General features: G+C 68.9%; 19 protein-coding genes and 1 tRNA gene. 12 read left to right on the top strand and 8 right to left on the bottom strand.

Going from position 1 to position 21,136, the window contains the following annotated elements; genetic code table 11:
* Window positions 1-54 precede the first annotated feature (54 nt).
* Entirely contained in the window at window positions 55-1,500 is a 1,446-nt protein-coding gene (locus tag IEY26_RS07270; RefSeq protein WP_188977418.1) for an aldehyde dehydrogenase family protein, read from the bottom strand.
* 171 nt (window positions 1,501-1,671) lie between these two features.
* On the opposite strand from IEY26_RS07270, the gene IEY26_RS07265 reads away from it, so the two are divergent.
* The gene (locus IEY26_RS07265) at window positions 1,672-1,983 is read left to right on the top strand and encodes a hypothetical protein (protein ID WP_188978954.1); all 312 of its coding nucleotides are present in this window, start codon (window positions 1,672-1,674) and stop codon (window positions 1,981-1,983) included.
* Between the two features lie 25 nt (window positions 1,984-2,008).
* Here the strand turns inward: IEY26_RS07265 and IEY26_RS07260 are convergent, their stop codons facing one another.
* Complete coding sequence (locus tag IEY26_RS07260) at window positions 2,009-2,839, bottom strand: hypothetical protein (RefSeq protein WP_188977416.1); 831 nt, start codon at window positions 2,837-2,839, stop codon at window positions 2,009-2,011.
* Between the two features lie 242 nt (window positions 2,840-3,081).
* On the opposite strand from IEY26_RS07260, the gene IEY26_RS07255 reads away from it, so the two are divergent.
* The 3 genes from IEY26_RS07255 to IEY26_RS07245 all read left to right on the top strand — a co-directional run bounded on the left by IEY26_RS07255 (window position 3,082) and on the right by IEY26_RS07245 (window position 6,405).
* Window positions 3,082-4,185, top strand: coding sequence for an NADH:flavin oxidoreductase/NADH oxidase (locus IEY26_RS07255; protein WP_188977414.1), 1,104 nt, complete (start codon window positions 3,082-3,084; stop codon window positions 4,183-4,185).
* A 161-nt stretch (window positions 4,186-4,346) separates the two neighbouring features.
* Window positions 4,347-5,888, top strand: coding sequence for a uracil-xanthine permease family protein (locus IEY26_RS07250; protein ID WP_188977412.1), 1,542 nt, complete (start codon window positions 4,347-4,349; stop codon window positions 5,886-5,888).
* Window positions 5,889-6,165: 277 nt separating this feature from the next.
* Window positions 6,166-6,405: a hypothetical protein gene (locus IEY26_RS07245; RefSeq protein ID WP_188977411.1), complete on the top strand. Its 240-nt coding sequence runs from the start codon at window positions 6,166-6,168 to the stop codon at window positions 6,403-6,405.
* On the opposite strand, the gene IEY26_RS07240 is transcribed toward IEY26_RS07245, so the two are convergent.
* Entirely contained in the window at window positions 6,402-7,325 is a 924-nt protein-coding gene (locus tag IEY26_RS07240) for a ZIP family metal transporter (protein ID WP_229773973.1), read from the bottom strand. The two genes, IEY26_RS07245 and IEY26_RS07240, sit on opposite strands and share 4 nt — an antisense overlap.
* 115 nt (window positions 7,326-7,440) lie before the next feature.
* On the opposite strand from IEY26_RS07240, the gene IEY26_RS07235 reads away from it, so the two are divergent.
* Together IEY26_RS07235 and IEY26_RS07230 are read left to right on the top strand one after the other, a co-directional pair.
* Complete coding sequence (locus IEY26_RS07235) at window positions 7,441-9,561, top strand: acetate--CoA ligase family protein (protein WP_229773970.1); 2,121 nt, start codon at window positions 7,441-7,443, stop codon at window positions 9,559-9,561.
* Window positions 9,558-10,622 (top strand): phosphotransacetylase family protein, encoded by a 1,065-nt coding sequence (locus tag IEY26_RS07230; RefSeq protein ID WP_188977408.1) that lies wholly within the window; start codon window positions 9,558-9,560, stop codon window positions 10,620-10,622. The genes IEY26_RS07235 and IEY26_RS07230 overlap by 4 nt, the downstream gene beginning before the upstream one ends.
* Before the next feature lie 15 nt (window positions 10,623-10,637).
* On the opposite strand, the gene IEY26_RS07225 is transcribed toward IEY26_RS07230, so the two are convergent.
* Complete coding sequence (locus IEY26_RS07225; RefSeq protein WP_188977406.1) at window positions 10,638-12,938, bottom strand: DEAD/DEAH box helicase; 2,301 nt, start codon at window positions 12,936-12,938, stop codon at window positions 10,638-10,640.
* A gap of 104 nt (window positions 12,939-13,042) precedes the next feature.
* On the opposite strand from IEY26_RS07225, the gene IEY26_RS07220 reads away from it, so the two are divergent.
* Both IEY26_RS07220 and IEY26_RS07215 read left to right on the top strand, forming a co-directional pair.
* Window positions 13,043-14,131: a pyridoxal phosphate-dependent aminotransferase gene (locus IEY26_RS07220; RefSeq protein ID WP_188977404.1), complete on the top strand. Its 1,089-nt coding sequence runs from the start codon at window positions 13,043-13,045 to the stop codon at window positions 14,129-14,131.
* A gap of 141 nt (window positions 14,132-14,272) precedes the next feature.
* Complete coding sequence (locus tag IEY26_RS07215; protein WP_188977402.1) at window positions 14,273-14,566, top strand: PRC-barrel domain-containing protein; 294 nt, start codon at window positions 14,273-14,275, stop codon at window positions 14,564-14,566.
* Between the two features lie 4 nt (window positions 14,567-14,570).
* Here the strand turns inward: IEY26_RS07215 and IEY26_RS07210 are convergent, their stop codons facing one another.
* Window positions 14,571-16,031 carry a DHH family phosphoesterase gene (locus tag IEY26_RS07210; RefSeq protein WP_188977400.1) on the bottom strand — a complete coding sequence of 487 codons (1,461 nt, stop codon included), beginning with the start codon at window positions 16,029-16,031 and terminating at the stop codon, window positions 14,571-14,573.
* Window positions 16,032-16,133: 102 nt separating this feature from the next.
* Here IEY26_RS07210 and IEY26_RS07205 point away from each other — a divergent pair.
* Together IEY26_RS07205 and IEY26_RS07200 are read left to right on the top strand one after the other, a co-directional pair.
* Window positions 16,134-16,207, top strand: a tRNA-Lys gene (locus IEY26_RS07205).
* A 389-nt stretch (window positions 16,208-16,596) separates the two neighbouring features.
* Window positions 16,597-16,866 carry a hypothetical protein gene (locus tag IEY26_RS07200; RefSeq protein ID WP_188977398.1) on the top strand — a complete coding sequence of 90 codons (270 nt, stop codon included), beginning with the start codon at window positions 16,597-16,599 and terminating at the stop codon, window positions 16,864-16,866.
* On the opposite strand, the gene IEY26_RS07195 is transcribed toward IEY26_RS07200, so the two are convergent.
* Window positions 16,863-17,768, bottom strand: coding sequence for a beta propeller repeat protein (locus IEY26_RS07195; protein WP_188977396.1), 906 nt, complete (start codon window positions 17,766-17,768; stop codon window positions 16,863-16,865). The genes IEY26_RS07200 and IEY26_RS07195 overlap by 4 nt on opposite strands.
* A 130-nt stretch (window positions 17,769-17,898) precedes the next feature.
* Here IEY26_RS07195 and IEY26_RS07190 point away from each other — a divergent pair, with 130 nt between their 5' ends.
* Window positions 17,899-18,156: a hypothetical protein gene (locus IEY26_RS07190; RefSeq protein WP_188977394.1), complete on the top strand. Its 258-nt coding sequence runs from the start codon at window positions 17,899-17,901 to the stop codon at window positions 18,154-18,156.
* A gap of 39 nt (window positions 18,157-18,195) precedes the next feature.
* On the top strand, window positions 18,196-19,551 hold the full coding sequence (locus tag IEY26_RS07185) for a hypothetical protein (protein WP_188977392.1): 1,356 nt from the start codon (window positions 18,196-18,198) through the stop codon (window positions 19,549-19,551).
* Here IEY26_RS07185 and IEY26_RS07180 read toward each other — a convergent pair.
* Both IEY26_RS07180 and IEY26_RS07175 read right to left on the bottom strand, forming a co-directional pair.
* Window positions 19,548-19,961: a PhlB family protein gene (locus IEY26_RS07180; protein WP_188977390.1), complete on the bottom strand. Its 414-nt coding sequence runs from the start codon at window positions 19,959-19,961 to the stop codon at window positions 19,548-19,550. The two genes, IEY26_RS07185 and IEY26_RS07180, sit on opposite strands and share 4 nt — an antisense overlap.
* Window positions 19,962-21,113 carry a thiolase family protein gene (locus IEY26_RS07175; RefSeq protein ID WP_188977388.1) on the bottom strand — a complete coding sequence of 384 codons (1,152 nt, stop codon included), beginning with the start codon at window positions 21,111-21,113 and terminating at the stop codon, window positions 19,962-19,964.
* Window positions 21,114-21,136: the final 23 nt, after the last annotated feature.

Genomic DNA, 21,136 nt, shown 5'->3' with positions numbered 1-21,136 from the left:
AGGGTGTGACGCACACGCCGACGCCGGGTCGTCGCGGCGACGATACGGACCGAATCAGAGGATGATGGATTTGGTGGTGGTGAAGGCGTCGATGCTGCTGTCGAGGCCTTCGCGGCCGATGCCGGAGGATTTCCGGCCGCCGAAGGGGATGTCGCCGAGGCCGTGGCTCGGGCGGCCGTTGATGCGGACCGCGCCGGCCTGGACGCGGTCGGCGACACGGAGCGCGCGGTCGTAGTCGCTCGTGAAGACGGCGGCGTCGAGCGCGAGGTCGGTGTCGTTCGCGAGCGCCACCGCTTTCGCTTCGGTGTCGAAGCGGGTGACGGCGGCGACGGGTCCGAACTGCTCTTCGCGGATGATGCGGGCGTCGTGGGGAACATCGGCGAGGAGCGTCGGCTCGTAGACGTAGACGCCCTCCGCCTGCTTTTCGTACTCCCCGCCGCGCACGAGGTCTGCGCCGTTCTCGACGGCGTCGTCGACGAGTTCCTGCACCCACTCGGCCTGCGATTCGTCGATGACGGGGCCGAGGTCGGTGTCGTCGTCGAAGAGATCGCCGACGGTCCAGGAGTCGAGTTCGTCGTCGATGCGCGCCACGAGGTCGTCGTGGACGGCGTCCTGTGCGAGGACGCGGGAGACGGCGGAGCAGCGCTGCCCGGCGTACTTGACGGAGCCGGCGGCGGCGTCCGCGGCGGCGTCGGCGAGGTCGGCGTCCGCGAAGACGATCTCGGGGGCGTTCCCGCCGAGCTCCATGTGGAGTTCGACGAGTCCGGCCTGCTTCGCGACGTGCTTCCCGGCGCTCGACGACCCCGTCATGGCGATGGCGTTCACGCGGTCGTCGCCCGCGAGGTAGTCGCCGATTTCGCTCGCGTCGCCGGGGAGGAAGTTGAACGCGCCGTCCGGGAGACCGGCGTCGGCGACGACGTCCGCGAGGACGGCGGCGGTCACCGGCGTCTTGCTCGCGGGTTTCAAAACCACGCTGTTGCCGGCGGCGAGCGCGGGCGCGACCTGGAGCGCCGTCGTCGCCAGCGGGTAGTTGTAGGGCGTGATGCAGAGCGCGAGCCCGCGCGGCTCCGGTTTCACCACGGCCTGCCAGTTCTCGTGGCCGGCCGTCGTCCCCTCGCGGTACTCGCCTTTCTGCTGGCGGGCCTCCTCGGCGGCGCGCCGGAACCGCTCGACCGCGGAGTCGACCTCGCCGCGCGCGCTCGAAATCGGCTTCCCGGCCTCGCGCACGATGGTCTCCGCGAGCTCCTCCCTCCGGTCGGCGATACCGTCCGCGACGCCGTTCAGCCACTCGTAGCGCTGCGGGATGCTCGCGTCTCTGAGCGCGGGTTTGACGCGGTGCGCGGCGGCGAGCGCGTCCTCGGCCGCCTCGACGCCCGCCGCGCCGACGTGCGTGAACACGCCGCCGTCCGCGAGGTCGGTGACCGCGATGGCGTCCGCGCCGTCCCGCCACTGGCCGTCGACGTACGGGCGCTGGTGGGCGGGGACTGTTAGCTGGTTCATACTCGCCCTTCGAGCCCCCGCGATAAAATATTTACTCAGAATCGGAAAACGATTTCTCGGGGGGCGAGTTCGGGTCCCGCGCCGACCCCTCCGGTTCCTCCGACCCCTCTGACTGTTTCGACCGCCCCGACGGCCACACACCTTTTTCCCGCCCCGCTCGAAGCACCAAGTATGACGGACGATGTCGACGTCGAAGTGGAAGTCGAAGTGGAGATCGACCGGGACGAACTCGAAGTCGAACTCGGCGGGAGCGAGCGCGGCGAAGCCGAGTTCGAGGTCGCCGGCACCGAAGTCGAAGTAGAAATCGAAATCGAACGGACGGGCGAGCGCGAGAGCGCGACGCCCGACGACGTCCTCGCGGAGTCGGACGAAGACGAGTACGTCGAACCGGAGGCCGCCGACATCGGCGGCGCGGACACCACCGGCGAGGACGTCGAGGAGTACGAAGAGCCCGAAATCGAGGACGCGGCCGACGGAAAGTAAGCGCGCGAGCGAGTCGTTTTTCGGTTTAGAGGTCGCAGCCGGAGAACGTCGTACACTCGACGCCTTCTCCCTCTAGGGCGTCGACGAGGACGTTCAGGCCGACGGCGTCGCTCGCGATGTGACCGGTGACGACGAGGTTCTTCTCCTCGCCGGCGAACTCCTCGCGGAGCTCCGCGGCGTCGATCGCGGAGACGTGGATGTAGATGACCGTGTCGACGCCGTGTTCGAAGTAGGCGCGCGCGACGTCCGCGCCGCCGTTCGTCCCGGCCGCGTGGTGAACGGCGACCTCGCCGACCTCGTTCGCGTCGTCGCCGACCCGCGTCTCGATGTCCGTCGCGGCGTTCCGAATCTCGGGGAACGCGTCGTTGAACGCCGCCTTCAGGTCGGCGACGGTCGCGTCCGCGGTGAGTTCCTCGACGACCTCGACGAAGAGCCGGCGGCCGAGCTCGTCGGGTGCGAGGTGGATGTTCATGTACGGCTGGTCGAGGAGTTCGGCGACGCTCGGGTTGTGCCGGTAGTTCGCGGCGTGCGCGCCGTACTCGGCGTTGTCGCGGATGCCCTGCGCGGCCTCCTCGGCGACGTCCTCGGGGACGCCGTGGTTCGTCATGAACTCCACCTGCTTGTCGAGCACCTCCGTGAACTCGAGGCGCGCCTCATCGCCCGCGGGGTGGTGCGCGAGCGCGAGGTCGAAGTCCTGGTCGTTCGCGAGCTGGAGCTCCGGCGATTCGAGGTCGATGCCGACGAGCGCCGACTCGATATCCTCGCCGGGCACGTACGTCGTGCTGTCGCCGGGAACGTCGTCCCAGTCGACGAGGTCGAGGCTCAACTGCATGATGTCGTCCGTGGAGAGACCCATGCTTCGACCGTCGTCGCGGGGGTAAATGGACTAGGGGGAAGCGGCAACGTGGTTCGGAACGAGCGCCGAAGGCGCGAGTGAGAACCACGTTTAGAGCGAGCGGAACAACGCGACCCGCGAGCTAGCGCGAGAGGGGTGCCACCGTCGAAGGCGCGAACGCGTCGACGTGGGGGTCGGTGTAGTTGCGGCAATCAGCCCTTCGTCCGGTACGGCTTTTTGCGGGACGCGGGTAGGGTGAGGTGATGGTCGACGATCTCTTCAGTTCGTTCGAGTTGCGGGAGACGGAGTTCCGGAACCGCTTGATGGTGTCTCCGATGTGTCAGTATTCGGTGGAGGCGATGGACGGGGTGGCGACGCCGTGGCATCAGGTGCATCTCGGGTCGCGCGCGTCGGGCGGCGCGGGGATCGTGATGGCGGAGAAGACGGCGGTGGAGCCGCGCGGTCGCATCACGCCCCAGGACCTCGGTATCTGGAGCGAGGAGCACGCGGAGGCGCTGCGGGAGACGACGGCGTTCATCAAGAGCCAGGGGGCGTCGCCGGGCATCCAGCTGGGGCACGCGGGGCGGAAGGCGTCGACGTCGCGGCCGTGGGAGGGCCACGAGCCGCTGCAGCCGGACGAGGACGGCTGGGAGGTCGTCGCGCCGAGCGAGGACGCGTGGCCGTACGAGGAGCAGGACGCGCCGCCGATGACGGTGCCGTCGACGGACGAGGTCGAAGACATCGTCGAGCAGTGGCGCGAGGGCGCGGAGCACGCGCTCGACGCCGGCTTCGAGGTGGCGGAGATTCACGGCGCGCACGGCTACCTCCTCCACCAGTTCCTCTCGCCGGTGACGAACCACCGCGACGACAAGTACGGCGGGAGTTTCGAGAACCGCGCGCGCCTGATTCTCGAAGTGACGGAGGCGGTGCGTGAGGTCTGGCCGGACGACAAGCCGGTGTTCGTGCGGCTGTCCGCGACGGACTGGCTCGACGACCGGGAATCCTGGGACGTCGAGCAGACGGCGCGGCTCTCCGACCTGCTCGCGGACGCGGGCGCGGACCTCGTCGACGTCTCGTCTGGCGGGATTAGCCCGCGGTCCGCGCCGGAGTGGACGGGGCCGAACTACCAGCTCGCGCTCGCCGAGCACGTCCGTGAGAACACGGAGACGGACATCGCGGTCGGGACCGTCGGCGGCATCACGTCGCCGGAGCAGGCCGACGCAATAATCAGAAACGACCGCGCGGACCTCGCCATCGTCGGCCGCGAGTTCCTCCGCGACCCCTACTTCGGGCTGACCGCGGCCGCCGAACTCGGCGAGGATGTCCAGGAACTCGCGCCCGTGCAGTACCACCGCGCGTTCCGGTAAGCGACCCGACCGCACAGTCCGTCGCTCCGGCTGGAGCCGAGGAGGCGAGCCGGCGTCGACAGCGCCGGTTCTTGCTGCGCGTTTGTGATTATTCAGCGAGCGGTCCCGAGTCGTTACAGCATCTTTATGCTGTTTCACCTATTCGTGTCGGCAGACTCAGTATGGCAGGAGATGAGACGCCGCCGGACGGGCTCTCCGGGGAGCCGGGGACGGAGTCGGTGGCGAGCGACTTCGTGGAGTACGGGATCGACGACAAACCGCCGCTCGTGCGCTCACTCCTTCTGGGGTCGCAGCACTACCTGACGATGATCGGCGCGAACATCGCGGTGCCGCTCATCCTCGCGAGCGCGATGGGGATGCCGGCGTGGGCGACGGCGCAACTGGTCGGGACGTTCTTCGTCGTGTCGGGGATCGCGACGCTCGCGCAGACGACGTTCGGGAACCGCTACCCCATCGTGCAGGGCGCGTCCTTCTCCATTATGGCTCCGGCGCTCGCGGTCATCGGCGTGATGGCGACGAGCGGCGCGGGCTGGGAGACGATGGTCAGAGAGCTCCAGGGCGCGGTGCTCGTCGCGGCGGCGGCGGAGATGCTCATCGGCTACCTCGGCCTCGTCGGCCGGCTGAAGCGGTATCTCTCGCCGGTCGTCGTCGCACCGACCATCGCGCTCATCGGACTGGCGCTCTTCAACGTCTCGCAGATCACCTCCGGCCAGCAGAACTGGTGGATCGTCGGGCTGACCGTCCTGCTCATCGTCGCGTTCAGCCAGTACCTCGACGTCTACCACCGCGCGTTCAAACTCTACCCCGTCCTCATCGGCGTGGTGGTCGCGTGGGTCGCCGCCGCCGTCCTCTCCGCGGCCGGCGTCTTCGGCTCCGGCGACGCCGCCTACGTCTCCGCCCGACCCGTCGCGGATGCCTCGCTCTTCGTCGTCCCCGGCGTCCTCGTCGGCCAACCGCTCTTCACGCCCGCGTACATCGTCGGTATCTTCGCGGGCTTCATGGCATCAGTACTAGAGAGCTTCGGCGACTACCACGCGGTCGCGCGCATCGCCGGCGTCGGCGCACCCTCTCGAAAACGCATCGATCACGGCATCGGCATGGAGGGCCTGATGTCGATCTTCTCCGGGTTCATGGGGACCGGGAACGGCTGTACGTCCTACTCGGAGAACATCGGCGCAATCGGCCTCACGGGCGTCGCGTCGCGCTACGTCGTCCAGATCGGCGCGGCCCTGATGCTCGTCGTCGGATTCGTCGGCTACTTCGGCGCGCTCGTCACCACCATCCCGGACGCCGTCGTCGGCGGCCTCTTCATCGCGATGTTCGGCCAGATCGCCGCCGTCGGCCTCTCCAACCTGAAGTACGTCGACCTCGACTCATCTCGAAATATCTTCATCATCGGCATCTCCCTCTTCGCCGGGCTCGCGATTCCGAACTACATGTCGAACGTCGGGAGCGCCGCCGCCTTCCAGGAGGGACTCAGCCAGGTCGCCGTCCTCGGTCCCGTGCTCGGCGTCGACGTCATCGCGCAGACCGTCTACGTCGTCGGCGGCGTCGGCATGGCCGTCGGCGGCCTCATCGCCTTCGTCCTCGACAACACCATCGCGGGCACGGACGAGGAGCGCGGCCTCACCCAGTGGTCCGAACTCGCCGAGGAGGATGGCGCGTTCCAGTCCGCGTACGACCGCTTCGTCAAGAGCGACTGATTCTGCGACGCTCGCGGTTCTCGACGCCGTAGTCCGGAGCCGCGCGCGGGGAGCGTCGGTCTTTATGCTCGCTGGGAGCGTTCTGTTCGGTAGCGAGGTGCAGGATTCTGAGACGCACGCAGTTCATCGGTGAGGCGGCCGGCGTCGACCGGGCGCTCGCCGCCGCCGACCGGCAAGCCCCCAGTTGCGGGACGCCGGACGCTGGCGGGCCTGCTCGGGAAGTCGGCCAGCGACGGTGGAGCCGCGCTCGGAGCGGTCGAGGACGGGGGCGTTGGCTGTGAGCGCTGACGGGAGTTCGGTGTCGGCGGACGGCGTGGCGGCGATGGTGTGCCGCGTCGTCGAGTTGAACACCGTCGACGTGGCCGTCGAGCGTATCGACCGGGAGGCTATCGAGCGGACGCTCGCGGGGAGCGGTATCGACGGTGAGGCGCTCGACGCGGCGCTCGCTCGGCTCGTCGCGAGCGGCGACCTCGTGGAGACGCCGGGCGGATTCCGGCCGGCCGAGCGCGAGAGTTAGACGAAGATGAGCGGGACCATAATCGCGACGCCGCCGAGGACGCCGAGGGCGAGTTCGCGGTAGCCGCCGCCGGGGAGGTCCGCGCCCGCTTCGAGGGCGTCCGGGACGAACTCGGCGAGGACGAGGTAGAGCATCGCGCCGGCGGCGAACCCGTAGCCGAAGGGGAGGAAGCGGTACGCCCACGTGACGAAGGCGAACGCGATGACCGCGCCGATGGGCTGGGGGAGACTGGAGAAGACGGCCGCGCCGACCATGCGCCACTTCGAGACGTCCATCGCCTTCAGGGGGATGGAGACGGCGAGGCCCTCGGGGATGTTGTGGACGCTGATAGCGACGGTCATGACGATGGCGAGCACGGGAACCGTGAGGCCGAGAATCGGAACGCCGCCCTGGAGGCCGAGTTCGGCGAAGGAGACGCCGACGGCGACGCCCTCGGGGAAGGAGTGGACGGTGAGGACGCCGAGGATGAGCGCGAGCTTCTTCAGGTCGCCCTCGGCGACGGCTTCGGGGTCGACGTGCACGTCGTGGGCGTCGTTCGGTCCGGCGTCGTCGTTGCTGGTGTCGGCTCCGGCGCGGTCGGCGGGCTCGTCGTGGCTGTGGCCGTGGCCGCCGACGTCGACGCGGTCGAGAACGGAGTTAGCGACGACGACGAGGACGACTCCGGCGGCGACGCCGACGGCGAGAACGATCGGAAGGCCGGTCGTGAGCGCGAGGCCCTCGCGGAGGAGGCCGAAGACGGACGCGGCGAGCATGATGCCGGAGGCGACGCCCCAGAGCGCGACCGTCCAGCGGTCGGAGGTCTCGTCGACCACGAAGAAGGGAAGTGCCCCGAGTCCGGTCGCGAGGCACGTGACGAGTCCCGCGAGGAAGACGAACGCGTAGGCAGTGACGGCGTCCATGTCTAGGTGGTACTCCGTCATCCGGCCACTTACAGTTTACCATCCGAAAAGATAGTTTTCGGGAAGCCTAACTTTTTCTTCCATAATCGGGCGGTGGCCACCCAGACTTATCGGGGCCGCGGGCGATAGACCGCGCGTGCAGGAAACGAGCCAGCGGAGTCAGTCCGACGAGCTGCGTCGGCTGTTCGACCCGGCGCGCGTCGCGGTCGTGGGGGCGACGGACCGCGAGGGCGCGGTGGGGCGGGCGATACTCACGAACCTCGACGGCTTCGACGGCGAGGTCGTCGCGGTGAACCCGAAGCGCGAGTCCGTGCTCGGCTACGCGTGCTACCCCGACCTCGCGAGCGCGCCCGACGTGGACGTCGCGGTCGTGGTCGTGCCGCCCGACGCGGTCGCCGACGTCGTCCGAGACGCGGGTGAGGCGGGCGTGCCGAACGTCGTCGTCGTGACGGCGGGATTCGGCGAGGCCGGCGGCGAGGGCGCGCAGCAAGAACAGGAACTCGTCGACCTCGCCGCGGAGTACGGGGTGAACCTCGTCGGCCCGAACTGCCTCGGCGTGATGAGCACGCGCTCCGGGATGAACGCGACGTTCGGCCCGTCGATGGCGCTCCCGGGCTCCGTGGCGTTCATGAGCCAGTCGGGCGCGTTCATCACGGCCGTGCTCGACTGGGCGAACGACGCCGACTTCGGGTTCTCCGACGTCGTCAGTCTGGGGAACAAGGCGGCGATGGACGAGACGGATTTCATGCGGGCGTGGGGCGAAGACGAGGAGACGAACGTCGTGCTCGCCTACCTGGAGTCCGTGGTTGACGGCCGGGCGTTCATCGACACGGCGCGCGAGGTGACCAGTGAGACGCCGGTCGTCGCCGTGAAGTCCGGGCGGACGGAGGCGGGCGCGCAGGCCGCCTCCAGCCACACGGGCGCGATTGCGGGGAGCGAGAAGGCCTACGAGGCGGGGTTCGAGCAGGCGGGCGTGCTCCGCGCGGAGAACGTCCAGGAGTTCTTCGATTTCGCGAAGGCGCTCGACGGCCTCCCGAAACCCGAAACCGAGGGCGTCGGCGTCGTGACGAACGCCGGCGGCCCCGGCGTGATGACGACGGACGCCGTCGGCGACTCCTCGCTCTCGATGGCGTCGTTCGGCGACGACACCCGCGACCGCCTGCTCGACGCGCTCCCCGGGAACGCGAACGTCCACAACCCCGTGGACGTCATCGGGGACGCGGACGTCGACCGCTTCGAGACGGCGCTCGACGTCACGCTCGCCGACGGCGGCGTCGGGATGGCGGTCGTCGTCGCCGCGCCCACGGCGATGCTCGACTACGAGGCGCTCGCCGACGCCGTCGTCGCCGCCCAAGCAGAGCACGGGAAGCCCGTCGTGACGTGCTTCATGGGCGGCGAGCGCGTTCGCGCGCCCGAGCGCGTGCTCAACGAGGCCGGCATCCCGAACTACTTCGACCCCGCGAGGGCGGTGGACAGCCTCGACGCGCTCGCCGAACACGCCCGCCTCACCGACCGCGAGTACGGTACGCCCCGCGAGTTCGACGTCGACCGCGAGCGCGCGCGGGAGATCCTCCGCGGCGTGACGGAGCGCGAGTCGAACCAGCTCGGCGTCGAAGCCATGGACCTCCTCGACGCCTACGGCATCCCGACGCCGCAGGGCGGCGTCGCGGAGTCGCCCGGCGAGGCCGAGGAACTCGCCGCCGACGTCGACGGCGACGTCGTGATGAAGATCGTCAGCCCCGACATCCTCCACAAATCCGACATCGGCGGCGTGAAAGTCGGCGTCCCCCAGGCCGAGGTCGGCGACGCCTACGAGAACCTCGTGACGCGCGCACGGACCTACCAGTCGGACGCCCGCATCCTCGGCGTCCAGGTGCAGGAACTCGTCGACACCGAGCACGGCGTGGAGACCATCCTCGGGGTGAACCGCGACCCGCAGTTCGGCCCGCTCCTCATGTTCGGCCTCGGCGGCATCTTCGTCGAAATCATGGAGGACACGACCTTCCGCGTCGCCCCCGTCACCGAGCGGGAGGCCGACGAGATGCTCGCCGACGTGCAGTCCGCGCCGCTCCTCCGCGGCGCGAGAGGGCGAACCCCCGTCGACCGGGACGCCCTCTCGGAGTGCGTCGAACGCCTCGGCCAGCTCGTCACCGACTTCCCGGCCATCCTCGAACTGGACGTCAACCCGCTGCTCGCGCGGGGCGACGAAGCACTCGCGCTCGACCTCCGACTCACCGTCGACCCCGACCAGCTATGACCCGACCACTCCTCGTCGCCTCGACCGAAGCCAGCACCGGAAAGACCGCCGTCACGCTCGCACTCGCCGCGATTGCGCGCGACGACGACCGCGCCGTCGGCTACATGAAGCCGAAGGGCACGCGGCTGCGCTCGACGGTCGGGAAAACCCTCGACCAGGACCCGATGCTCGCGCACGAGCTCCTCGGCCTCGACGCGCAGGTCGGCGACATGGAGCCGGTCGTCTACTCGCCGACGTTCGTCGCGGACGCAATTAGAGGGAGCGAGGACGTCGACGCGCTCCACGACCGCGTGCGCGAGGCCTACGAGACGCTCGCAGACGGCACGGAGGCGTTCTTCGTGGAGGGTGGGGACGCCATCCAGACCGGGCGCGTCGTCGACCTCGACGAACCCCGCGTCGCCGACCTCCTCGACGCCGACGTCCTCCTGCTCGCGCGCTACCGCGAATCCCGTGACGTCGACGACGTGCTCGCCGCGGCGGACGCGTTCGGCGACCGCCTGCACGGCGTCGTCTTCAACGCCGTCGCCGACGCCGACTACGACACCGTCACGGAGGAGGTCGCGCCGTTCCTCGACGCTCGCGGCGCGCCCGTCCGCGGCGTCCTCCCGCGCGTGCAGGACCTCGCGGGCGTCACGGTCGCCGACCTCGCGGACGAACTCGGCGGGCGCGTCGTCGCCGGCGGCGGCGGCGAGGCGTTCGTCGAGCGCTTCCTCGTCGGCGCGATGTCCGGGGAGGCCGCGCTCACGCACTTCCGTCGGACGAAGGACGCCGCCGTCATCACCGGCGGGGACCGCGCGGACGTCCAGACCGCCGCGCTCGAAGCCCCCGGCGTGAAAGCGCTCGTCCTCACCGGCGGCTACGAGCCATCGGGCGCGGTCGCCGGCCGCGCCGAACAGGAAGGCATCCCCATCATCGTCGTCGACGCCGACACGCTCTCCACCATCGACCGCGCCGAAGACGTCGTGAGCGGCGGCCGCACGCGCGACGACCGCACCGTCCGCCGGATGCGCGACCTCCTCCGCGACCACGCCGACCTCGACGCCATCCTCGACGGCAGATAGCGCCCGCCGCCCCCCTTAGTCGCCCGCCACGAGCGCGTCGAGGAGCGTGATGGCGAGGTTCTTGTCGAGCGGGTCGTTCGCGTTCCCGCACTGCGGGGACTGCACGCACGCCGGACAGCCGGCCTCGCAGTCACAGCCGCGGAGCATGTCGAGCGTGCTCGCCGCGAGCGAGCCGAGCGAGCCGTAGCCCTCGCGGACGAGGCCGACACCACCCGGGTAGCCGTCGTAGATGAATATCGTCGGCTCGCCGGTGTGCGGGTGGCGCGGCGTGGAGACCCCGCCGATGTCGCCGCGGTCGCAGAGGAGTTCGGTCGGGAACATCGAAATCATCGCGTGTTCGGCGGCGTGAATCGCGCCCGGGAGGTCGCCGCCGGCGACGAGCGCCTCCGCGACGTCCTCCGGGACGGCGTAGTAGAGCGCCTTCGTCTCCAGGGTGCGCGGCGGGAGGTCGAGCGGAATCGTCCCTACGGTCTCGCCGCGCTTCGCGTCGCGGCGCTCGTACCCCGTCACCTGCGTCGTGAGCGTGATGTCCGCGAAACGCGCCGTCACGTCGTCGCGGGCGAACGGCGTCGATGTATCGAGGTCCGCTTCGACGCTGATGGTCTTGTCCGTGAGCACGCGCGTGTAGTGGTCGGCGTACGTCCGCTGGAGGCGCGCCACTCCCGCGTCGAGGTCGAGGTCCGACACCTCGTACGTCTTGCCCTGGTGGTGGTAGATTGCGCCCGGATGGGCGTCCCGGACGGCATCAGCGTGCGAGAGCTCGGCGAGTTTCGTGTTCGAGGAGTCGAGGAGCTGCACGTTCCCGTCGTCGATGCTTCGCAGGCTCATCTCGTGTTGCGGGCTTCCCTCGCCCGCGTACGTCCACCGCGTCCCGTAGTCCGTGTCGCGGCGCTCCAGCTCGCCGGCGTCCGCGAGGGCGTCCACGTGCGCCTCGAACTCCGGGAAGTGCTCGCTGTCCCCGGGTTTCAGCCAGTTCTCCCGCGCCGCCGACCGGAGGTGTGGGTCGAGAATCTGGTCGTTCTCCGGGTCCGCGACCGCGCGCTCCGGCGGCCCGTCGAAGAGGGCCTCCGGGTTGTTCATCACGTACTGGTCGAGTTGGTCCTCGCCCGCGACGAGCACGACTGCGCTGTCCGCGCTCCCGCGGCCCGCCCGCCCGGCGCGCTGGAAGGTGTTCATCCGCGTCCCCGGATAGCCGTCGAGCACCACCGCGTCGAGGCCGCCGACGTCGACGCCGAGTTCGAGCGCGCTCGTCGACCACACCCCGCGCAGGTCGCCCGACTGCAAGCCGGCTTCGAGCTCGCGGCGACGGTCGTGCGTCAGCGCCGCCTGGTACGCCGCGATTCGCTCCGCGAGGTCGTGCTCGCCGCGCTCTCTGAGGCGGTCGCGGCTCCGGTTCGCGTTCTGCTCTGCGCCCTGCCGCGAGCGCGTGAAGACGAGCGTCTGATGACCGCGTTCGACGAACTCGGTGAAGACCTCCATCGACTCGACGTGATTCGACCGCCGCCGCCCGTCTCCGCCCGTCTGTCGCGGCGGGTTCCAGAGGAGCCAGTGCGTGTCCCCCGACTCGCTCCGGTCGTCGTCGACGAGCGCGAAATCCGCCGCCGCTCGCCCGGTGACGGTCGCCGCGTGCTCGACCGGGTTCCCGATGGTCGCCGACGCGCAGACGAACTGCGGCGACGCGTCGAATCGCTCGCAGACGCGCGCGAGCCGACGCAGGACGAGGGCGACGTGGCTCCCGAACACGCCGCGGTACTCGTGGACTTCGTCGACGACGACGAGGTCGAGCGTGGAGAAGAACCACTCCCAGAGCCGGTGGGCGTGCGGGAGGAGCGCGTAGTGCAGCATGTCCGGGTTCGAGAGCACGACCGTCGGCTCGCTCGCCCGGACGTCGCGTTTCTCCGCCTTCGACAGCCGGCCCGTGTACGTCTCCACTCGCACCTTACTCCCGAATCCGAGGCCGTGCGCGAGGTCCGAGAGCGATTCGGCCTGGTCGGCGACGAGCGCGTTCTGCGGGCCGAGATAGAGCGTGCGCCCGCCGTGGTCCATCGCGTTCTCGAACGCCGGAATCGTGTACGCGAGCGACTTCCCGGACGCCGTCGGCGTCGCCACCACCACGTCCTTCCCCGCGCGTATCGCGTCGACGGCGTCCGCCTGATGCGCGTAGAGCTCCGTGATGCCGCGGTCCTCAAGCGCCGACGCGAGCCGGGGTTCGAGGTCGACGGCTCGCGTCTCCGCCGCCCGTCCCGGCAGCGTGCGCGCGTCCGCCACCCGCCCTTCGCCGAACGCCTCGCCCAGCCACTCCTGCGGGTCGTTCACACCCGAGATAGGGGGTGATTCGGGGAAACGCGTTCCGGTCGCCGCAGTCCGAGAGCCGCCGCCGAGCGGCAAGGCCTATCCCCCCGGCACGCCCAGACTCAGCCATGTTCCCGGACCTCGACTACCTCGACTGGATACAGGGTCGCCCGGAGGTCGCGATGTACGACCTCGGGACGAGCGACCTGCGCGGCGAACACGACCAGGAGACGCGCGTCGTCCCGCCCGCCCTCGACGGGCTCGCCGACCCGCCCGCCGGCGCGACGCTCGAAATGCAACTCGCGGGCGCGTACGGCGTAGAGCCCGACCAGGTCCTCGTGACGCCCGGCGCGTCCACCGCGAACTTCATCGCGTTCGCCGCCGCCCACGAGGCCGACCCGGAGAACGCCCACGCGCTCGTCGAGAAACCGGGGTACGAGCCGCTCGTGAAGACGCCCGCCGGCGTCGGGTTCGGCGTCGACCGATTCCGCCGCGCCGACGACGCCTCCCTCGACACCGGCCGCATCGAGAAGGCGATGACGCCCGACACCGCCCTCGTCACCATCACGAACCGCCACAACCCCTCCGGCCGCCTCACCGACCGGGAGACGCTCGCCGAAGCCGCCGCTATCGCTCGCGAGGGCGACGCCCGCCTCCTCGTCGACGAAGTCTACGCGCCCTTCACTCGCGACGCCGGCGACGGCGCGTTCGGCGGCGTCACCGCCGCCGACCTCGACGGAACGGTCGTCACGGGAAGTCTCACGAAGTTCTGGGGGCTCGGCGACCTCCGCATCGGCTGGGTCGTCGCCGACGCCGACTTCGTCGACCGCGCCCGCAAGGTCTCCCACCACGTCCCCGGCGTCGCCGGCCCCAGTCGCGCGCTCGCGATGCGCGCGCTTCACAACCTCGACCACCTCACCGGGCGCTCCCGCGACCTCCTCGACGCGAACAGCGACCTCCTCGCCGAGTTCGTCGCCACCCGCGACGACGTCGAGGGGTTCGTCGCGCCCGACAGCACGTTCGCCTTCCTCAACCCCGTGCACGCGGACGGCGACGAAGTCACCGCGAAGGCCTGGGAGCGCGGCCTCCTCGTCGTCCCCGGCCGCTTCTTCGGTGAGAGCGACCGCATCCGCGTCAGCCTCGGTCTCGCGCCGAACCAGATGGCGTCCGCGCTCCGCGAACTCGGCGACGTCCTCGACTCGCTCGACGAATCGTAACCGGCCGTCACCCGGAGAGAGCGACGGCGTGTCGCGGGCGTCTCACCCGTAATGCAGGCGCGCTGTCGCGGGAATGAGTCGCCCGGAGCGGGCGCTGCGATAGCTCTAACAGTTAAGGGGCCAGGCCCATTCTTCGAGCACATGGACGACACCCCGCAGGAAATCACGAGCCTGGTCGGCCGCGAGGTCTACTCGAACAACGGCGTCTTCGTCGGCGAAGTCGAAGACATCCGCCTCAACCTCGACCAGGAAGTCGTCAACGGCCTCGCCCTCGGCCAGCTCAACGGCGAGCTCTTCGAGGAGGTCTCCACCGGCCGTAAAGGCATCATCATCCCCTATCGCTGGGTGCGGGCCGTCGGCGACATCATCCTCATCAACGACGTCGTCGAGCGACTCAAAGGCGCAGAGTCCTCCGAAAGCGGCCTCGTAGCGTGATCTGCTAGTTCCCGTTCGACGCGGCCGGCTCCGCTTCGACGTCGACGCCCATCGCGTCGAACAGTTTCCGCCGCACGGCTTCCTCGGTGAGCGAGAGGAGCGTGTCTCGGTTCTCGTCGGAAATCTCGATACCGGTGAAGATGCCGAGCGGAATCTCCGCGGACGCCTGCGTCGAGTGCCCGGCGGCCTCGCCGATCTCGGAGAAGGCGTCCTGGAGGACTTTCCCGATGTTCATCCGGATGTCCTTCGAGCGCGCGGAGAGGAAGATGGTGTCTTCGACGATGCCGAAACAGACGGTCGTCGTAATGCCTTCGAGGTTGAGGAGCTGCTGGGCGGCCTGCCCGAGCGCCTCTCGGTCCCGGATGAATCCCGCGTTCGACACGAGGTGTGAGCCCTGTACCTCGCGGTTCGTGATGGCTTCCGCGAGCACGTCGAGGGTCTCCGGGCTCATGTTCGGCGACTCGACCTGTTCGAGGACGTCGTGGTTCGCGAACGGGTAGAGATAGGCGGCCGCCGTCAGGTCGGCCGGCGTCGTATCTCGGCGGAAGTCGAGCGTCTCCGCGCGAATCCCGTAGAGTAAGGCGGTCGCCACCTCCTCGGACACAGAGAGGTCGAACTCCTGGATGTACTTCGTCAGAATCGTCGACGTGGAGGAGACGTTCGGGCGGACGTCGACGAACTCCGCGTCCACCTCGCCGCCGGACTCGTAGTGGTCGATGAAGATGTCGACCTGTGCGTCCACTTGGAGTTCGCCGGCTTTCGCCGGGTCGATGAGCGCGACCGTGTCGTAGTCGTCGATGTCGACGTCCTCGTACGGCGTCAACTCGATGTCGAGGAGGTTGACGAACGCGCGGTTCTCCTGGTGGCCGATGTCGCCGAAGTAGAGGATGTCCGCGTCGACGCCGAGGTGTTCCGCGATGGCGCGCAACGCGACCGCAGAGGAGATGGAGTCCGGGTCGGGGTTGTCGTGTGTGACGATGGCCATCCGGTCCGACGTCGCGTCGATGACGTCGGAGAGCTGACGGGCCTTATACTCCAGTTCGCCGGACTCCAGGGCGCGGAGGGAGGCGTCGGCGATGACGCTGGAGGGGTTGATGACGACGTCCGCGCCGAGTTCGGTGAGTTCGTCGCTCGTCACGGGGTCGCTCGCGCGCACGACGACGAACTGCTCTTCGTTCTGCGAGCGGATGTTCCGCACCGCCGCCTCGTTCGCGTCAATGTCCGAGGACATGATGAGGACGACGTCGCGCTCCGCGACCAACTCCGCCACCGCTTCGTCGCGGATATCGGCCTGCTGTGCGTTCAAATCCTGGTCGCGCAACGCCTCGACCCGGGACTCGTCCTTATCGACGATGAGGACGTCCTTCCCTCGCTCGACGAGTTCCTCGGCCACGGCGTGCCCGACGGAGCCACAGCCGAGTATCGCGTACGTCGACATCGAGGATATCGTCGCCCGGCTACTCATATGGTACGCGAGTTGCGCCCGTCCGTACTTAATCCTCCCGACCACTCCGCCGTCCCCGATACGAAACTTCTTTTACTACCCCACGGCTACGATGAAGTGCGTGGGCCGGTAGCTCAGTCCGGCAGAGCGTCTGACTCTTAATCAGACGGTCGCGTGTTCAAATCGCGCCCGGCCCGCTTCTCTCGCGAACCACACGCCGAGCAGACGCGAGTCTGCGAGGCCAGCGTGAGCGAGTGTGCGGACCCGAGGGATTTGAACGCCAGACGGGGCGGGCGGAGCGAGTCCCGGCCAGTGTTCAAATCGCGCCCGGCCCGCTTCTCCGATTCGCTAAACATGCGAGCGTCGCGTAGCGATACGGCGTCAGGGAATCCCGGTCAGCGTCCACGTTGCGGCTCGTTTCCTCGTGGCGAGCAGCACTAAATCCCTTTTTCGGGGTCGGAGTTTTCGCGGGTGGGCGTCGACGTCGACGGTTGGCGTGTCGTTTCGCGGGCGACGGGTCGGTCGGCGGCCGACATTATGGTGCGTGGTAACTAGTGGCAATCTATTTGTGGGCGGGGTGTGAGGAATGATGATGGAGGAAGCAATGTCGGTGGTACAACGTGCCGGGCGGTGGACGCTCGGCGAGAAGGCGGAAGGCGTGTTCGTGGTGAAGAAGGGCGGCCAGCTGGTCGCGAAGATCATCACCGGAGAGTATACGCCGGGCGCGGCGGACCGGAACGAGGCGGAGTGTACGGTGGAGCGCGTCGTCGAGGTCGGCGAGCAGAGCGAGGTCGCGGGCGTGTTCAGGGAGACGGTAGCCGACCGGTGTGTGCGTGGGTTCGACCGACCGAGCTAGTCCTTCGATTCGACGCCTTCGGCGATGGTCCCGTTCTGCCCGACGGCGATTGGGGGGTCGTGGACGAGAACGCCGTTGACGGTGGCGTTCCCGTTCCACTCGACGGGGTGCCAGTCGCCGTCGCCGCGGCGGACCCGGAGCGTGCCGCTGCTGCCGCCGGCGAGCGTGACGTCCTGGTTCTTGTGGATGGCGTGGATGGTGCCGCCGCCGAGTCGGAAGGGCGTCCAGGTCCGGCCGTCCCACTCCCAGTAGCGGCCGTTCCCCGCGCCGACGAAGACGAGGTCGCCGACGGCTTCGACGGCGTAGAAGCTGTTCTGCGCGCGGTCGATGCCGATGCGCTCCCAGCCGTCGGCGGTGGTCTTCCAGACGTTCCCGCTGCCGTCGACGCCGTAGCCGATGCCGTCGTCGTCGGCGGTGAGGTCGTAGAGCGCGTTCCCGTTGTTCGGCTTGGACTGGAACCCCCAGTCGGGGATGCCGTCCGTCCCGACGTCGCCGGGGAGGGTGTGGCCGCTGCCGTCGGCGAGCAGGATCTTCTCGCGGTTTCGCGGCCCGGAGACGGTGAGGGCGTGCCACGCGGTCCCGTAGCCTTTCGGCTGCGAGAAGTCCTCGCGTTCGCCGGTCGGGACGTCGTAGTAGCCGAGCGCGCCGCCGGCACCGCCGAACCAGACGCGCTTCCCGTCGTCGGTCACGTCGATGCTGTGGAGCGCGCGTCGTTTCGCACCGGGGCCGTTCTCGACGATGACGCCCCAGGAGCCGTCCTTCGCGCGCCCGATGACGTATCCCCTGTTCGCGACGGCGCAGGGGCCGTTCACCGAGTTACAGATGTCGTTGATGGTGACTTTCACCGGCGACTCGACCGACTCCCAGCGGCCGGACGAGTCTCCGGACGCGATATCCCACATTAGTTAGCGCGACGGGCTCCTGAAAGATAAATCCAACCGCCGACACCGCTCGACCGAACACGCCGAACCGGCTCGTTTAATGCAATTGGTGAAGTGTGGGAATTATACGGCGGCATCGCGTCCTCTCCGTATGGTCGAGACCGAGGAAGAACTCGAGACACTCCTCCGCGAACTCGAAGTCCGCATCGAAGACCTCAACGACTACGTGGACGACGACCCCACGCCGGTCGTCTCGAACTCGAAGATGCTCGACGACTTCCTCGACCGACTCGAAGAGCGCGTCGGCGACGCCCGCGAGCAGTGGACCGACGACGACGTCACGGCCGCTGTCGAAGCCGAAGCTGACGCTGACGACGACGTCGAGGACGCCGACGAAGCGTCCGAGTGAGCCCCGGTTCTTTTCACCAACAACAGAGAAGAACAGAGCATGAGTGACGACGACGAGGAGACCATCGTCGACCGCGTCAAACGCATCCTCGAACACCCCGAGGAGCGCGACGACCGGGACGACCCCGACGACGATGACGACGACGAGGACGACGCTCCCGACGGCGAAACGACGGCCGAATCCGAAGACAGCGACGAGGACAGCGACACAGACGAAGACACTGACGACGAATATTCCGACGACGATGCGGACTCCGACGAGGATTCCGACGACGATGCGGACAGCGACACGGATTCGGGTGACAGCTCGGACGACGCAGACGATGACTCCGACGGCGACGAGGATTCAGACAGCGATTCGGACGAGGATGTCGATTCCGACGGCGATGGGGACGAGGATGTCGATTCGGCGTCCGACGGAGAGTCGGCCACGGGCGAGACCACGGAGAGCGGCGCTCGCGGCGTGAACGAACACACCGACGGCGAGTCTGAGGGCGAGAGCGGGGACGCCGACGCTGACGGCGGCGCGGAGGATGAAACCACTCGCTCCGAGGGCGAGTCGAAATCCGGCCGCGTTCGGTCGTTCCTGTTCGGCGAGGACGCCGACGAGGACGAGGACGTCGACGAAGACGAGCGGCGGGACGCGGGCTGGGACGACGAGCCCGACGACGAGGACGAACACCCCGACGCCGGCTGGAAGGAGAACCATGAGGGAGACGTCGATTGGGACGGTGAACCCGACGACGAGGACGACCACGACGACGCGGGCTGGGGTGACGAAGCGGACGCCGACTGGGACGCGACGCCGGACGACGCCGACGACCACCCCGGTGCCGGCTGGCAGTCCGACCTCCGCGACGCCGGAGAGGCAGGCGGGGACGATGACACCGACGAGGACACAGACACCGGTGAAGACGGTTCTCCCGGCGACTCCAGCAGCGATGAGACCGGGGAAGCCCGGCACGGCGACCCGGACGCAGCCGAGGTCGAGAGCCCGTCACCAGCGGAATCGGGCGAGTCCGCGGACTCGACGAGCGAATCGGGAGGCGAGTCAGACGGCGAGGGGAGTGCCAGCGAGGGGTTCGAGGGAGAGAAGCGCGAGGAAACGGAGGGCGACGAAACAGAGGGCGAGGAAGCGGAAGACGAGGCCGCGTCGACGGATCCCGCGGGTGACGGGCTCGCGTCGGACGGCGGTGGCGATGAGTCCGGGAACGAGTCGAGCGAGAGCAGTTCGAAGCGGTCGGTGAAGGCGCAGACGAGTTCGGGGTGGGGTGACGTGTTCGTCGGGGAGAGCGTGAAGGGCGTCGTGAGTCAGTCGTCGCGTGCGGGCGGTGAGAACGGGAACGACCCGCCGGACCCCGATGACGACGACGAGGCGGACGAACCCGACGCTTAGCGGGGTTCGAAGCGGTAGCCGTCCCACTCCTGGCTCTCGGCGATGCGGATGCCCTGGTCGGGGTCGCGGAGTTCGTCGACGTAGACGGGCGTGACGGTGTCGCCGGTCTCGACGTCGTCGGTCGTACACTGGCCGATGGCGCGAACGGACGAATCGTCGAGGTCGAAGGACTCGGCGTCACGCCAGTCGTCGAGGTCGAATTCGACGATGACGATAGTGTTCGGTGAGCGGACGCCGGGCGGTGTCGCGGTGGACGTCGTCCAGGTGACGACGGTGGCGTCGCGCTCGCGGAGGTCGATGGTCGCGACCTGTTCGCGGCCGCAGGTCGGACACCGCGGGTGTCCGGGGTAGGTGACGTGGCCGTTCTCGCAGACGTGCGCGTCGAAGGACGCGTTCTCGTTCTGAGTCATCTATGGGCGTTCGAGGATAGTAGTGGTGACGCAGTTCCCGAACCCGCCGACGTTACAGGCGAGGCCGACGTCGGCGTCGACCTGCCGCTCCCCGGCCGAGTCGGTGAGCTGGGCGTAGAGTTCGTAAATCTGTGCGACGCCGGACGCGCCGAGCGGGTGGCCCTTGGACTTGAGTCCGCCCGAAGTGTTGACGGGGAGGTCGCCGTCGCGGTCCGTGACGCCCTCCTCGACGGCTTTCCAGCCCTCGCCTTTCTCGAAGAACCCGAGGTCCTCGCTCTGGAGGAACTCGAGGATGGTGAACATGTCGTGGAGTTCGGCGACGTCGACGTCGTCGGGGCCACGGCCGGCCATCTCGTAGGCGCGCTCGGAGGATTCGACGACACCGTTCATCACCGTCGGGTCGTCGCGTTCGTGGACGACGTGGGTGTCGGTCGCGCCCGCGACGCCCGAGATGACGGCGTAGTCGTCCGTGTACTCCGCCGCGACGGATTCGGGGCAGAGGAGGAGCGCCGCGCTCCCGTCCGTGATCGGGCAGAAGTCGTAGAGCCGGAGGGGGTCGGCGACGATCGGCGACTCCAGTACGGTCTCCAGGTCGACTTCCTTTCTGAACTGGGCGTGCGGGTTGTCGACGCCGTTCTTGTGGTTCTTCACCGCGACCTTCCCCAGGCTCTCGCGGGGGGCGTCGAACTTCTCGAGGTAGTGGCGGGCGGTGAGGCCGGCGAAGCTCGGGAGCGTGAGGCCGTGCTTGTACTCGACGGGGTGCGTGAGGCTCGCGATGACGTCCGTCGCTTCGGCCGTGCTCTCGTGCGTCATCTTCTCGCCGCCGACGAGGAGCGTGAGGTCGCTCGCGCCGGAGGCGACGGACTGCCAGGCGGCGTAGAGGCCCGCGCCGCCGCTCGAACTCGTCTGATCGATTCGCTGCGTGTACGCGCCGAGCGCGCCGATGTCGTGGGCGAGCATGTTCGGAGCCCCCGTCTGTCCCTCGAACTCGCCGCTCGCCATGTTCGAGACGTAGAGGTGGTCGAGGTCGCTCGCCGCGACGCCGGTGTCGTCGAGGCAGTCGGTCGCGGCTTCCGCGAGGAGGTCGCGGAGCCAGCCGTCGCGCTGCCCGAACTGCGTCATCGACGCGCCGATGATTGCCACGCGGTCCATACGGAGACGCCGAGAGTAACCGA

This window comes from Halocalculus aciditolerans (assembly GCF_014647475.1).
In the GTDB taxonomy this organism is placed as follows: Archaea; Halobacteriota; Halobacteria; order Halobacteriales; family Halobacteriaceae; genus Halocalculus; species Halocalculus aciditolerans.
Note: the sequence above shows the minus strand (reverse complement) of the source record. Positions and strands in the feature narration are given on the sequence as shown.

Coding starts and splice junctions, on each gene's coding strand:
- IEY26_RS07270 (WP_188977418.1), bottom strand. CDS start 1,500: ATGAACCAGCTAACAGTCCCCGCCCACCAGCGCCCGTACGTCGACGGC.
- IEY26_RS07265 (WP_188978954.1), top strand. CDS start 1,672: ATGACGGACGATGTCGACGTCGAAGTGGAAGTCGAAGTGGAGATCGAC.
- IEY26_RS07260 (WP_188977416.1), bottom strand. CDS start 2,839: ATGGGTCTCTCCACGGACGACATCATGCAGTTGAGCCTCGACCTCGTC.
- IEY26_RS07255 (WP_188977414.1), top strand. CDS start 3,082: ATGGTCGACGATCTCTTCAGTTCGTTCGAGTTGCGGGAGACGGAGTTC.
- IEY26_RS07250 (WP_188977412.1), top strand. CDS start 4,347: ATGGCAGGAGATGAGACGCCGCCGGACGGGCTCTCCGGGGAGCCGGGG.
- IEY26_RS07240 (WP_229773973.1), bottom strand. CDS start 7,325: ATGACGGAGTACCACCTAGACATGGACGCCGTCACTGCCTACGCGTTC.
- IEY26_RS07230 (WP_188977408.1), top strand. CDS start 9,558: ATGACCCGACCACTCCTCGTCGCCTCGACCGAAGCCAGCACCGGAAAG.
- IEY26_RS07220 (WP_188977404.1), top strand. CDS start 13,043: ATGTTCCCGGACCTCGACTACCTCGACTGGATACAGGGTCGCCCGGAG.
- IEY26_RS07215 (WP_188977402.1), top strand. CDS start 14,273: ATGGACGACACCCCGCAGGAAATCACGAGCCTGGTCGGCCGCGAGGTC.
- IEY26_RS07210 (WP_188977400.1), bottom strand. CDS start 16,031: ATGAGTAGCCGGGCGACGATATCCTCGATGTCGACGTACGCGATACTC.
- IEY26_RS07200 (WP_188977398.1), top strand. CDS start 16,597: ATGATGATGGAGGAAGCAATGTCGGTGGTACAACGTGCCGGGCGGTGG.
- IEY26_RS07195 (WP_188977396.1), bottom strand. CDS start 17,768: ATGTGGGATATCGCGTCCGGAGACTCGTCCGGCCGCTGGGAGTCGGTC.
- IEY26_RS07190 (WP_188977394.1), top strand. CDS start 17,899: ATGGTCGAGACCGAGGAAGAACTCGAGACACTCCTCCGCGAACTCGAA.
- IEY26_RS07185 (WP_188977392.1), top strand. CDS start 18,196: ATGAGTGACGACGACGAGGAGACCATCGTCGACCGCGTCAAACGCATC.
- IEY26_RS07180 (WP_188977390.1), bottom strand. CDS start 19,961: ATGACTCAGAACGAGAACGCGTCCTTCGACGCGCACGTCTGCGAGAAC.
- IEY26_RS07175 (WP_188977388.1), bottom strand. CDS start 21,113: ATGGACCGCGTGGCAATCATCGGCGCGTCGATGACGCAGTTCGGGCAG.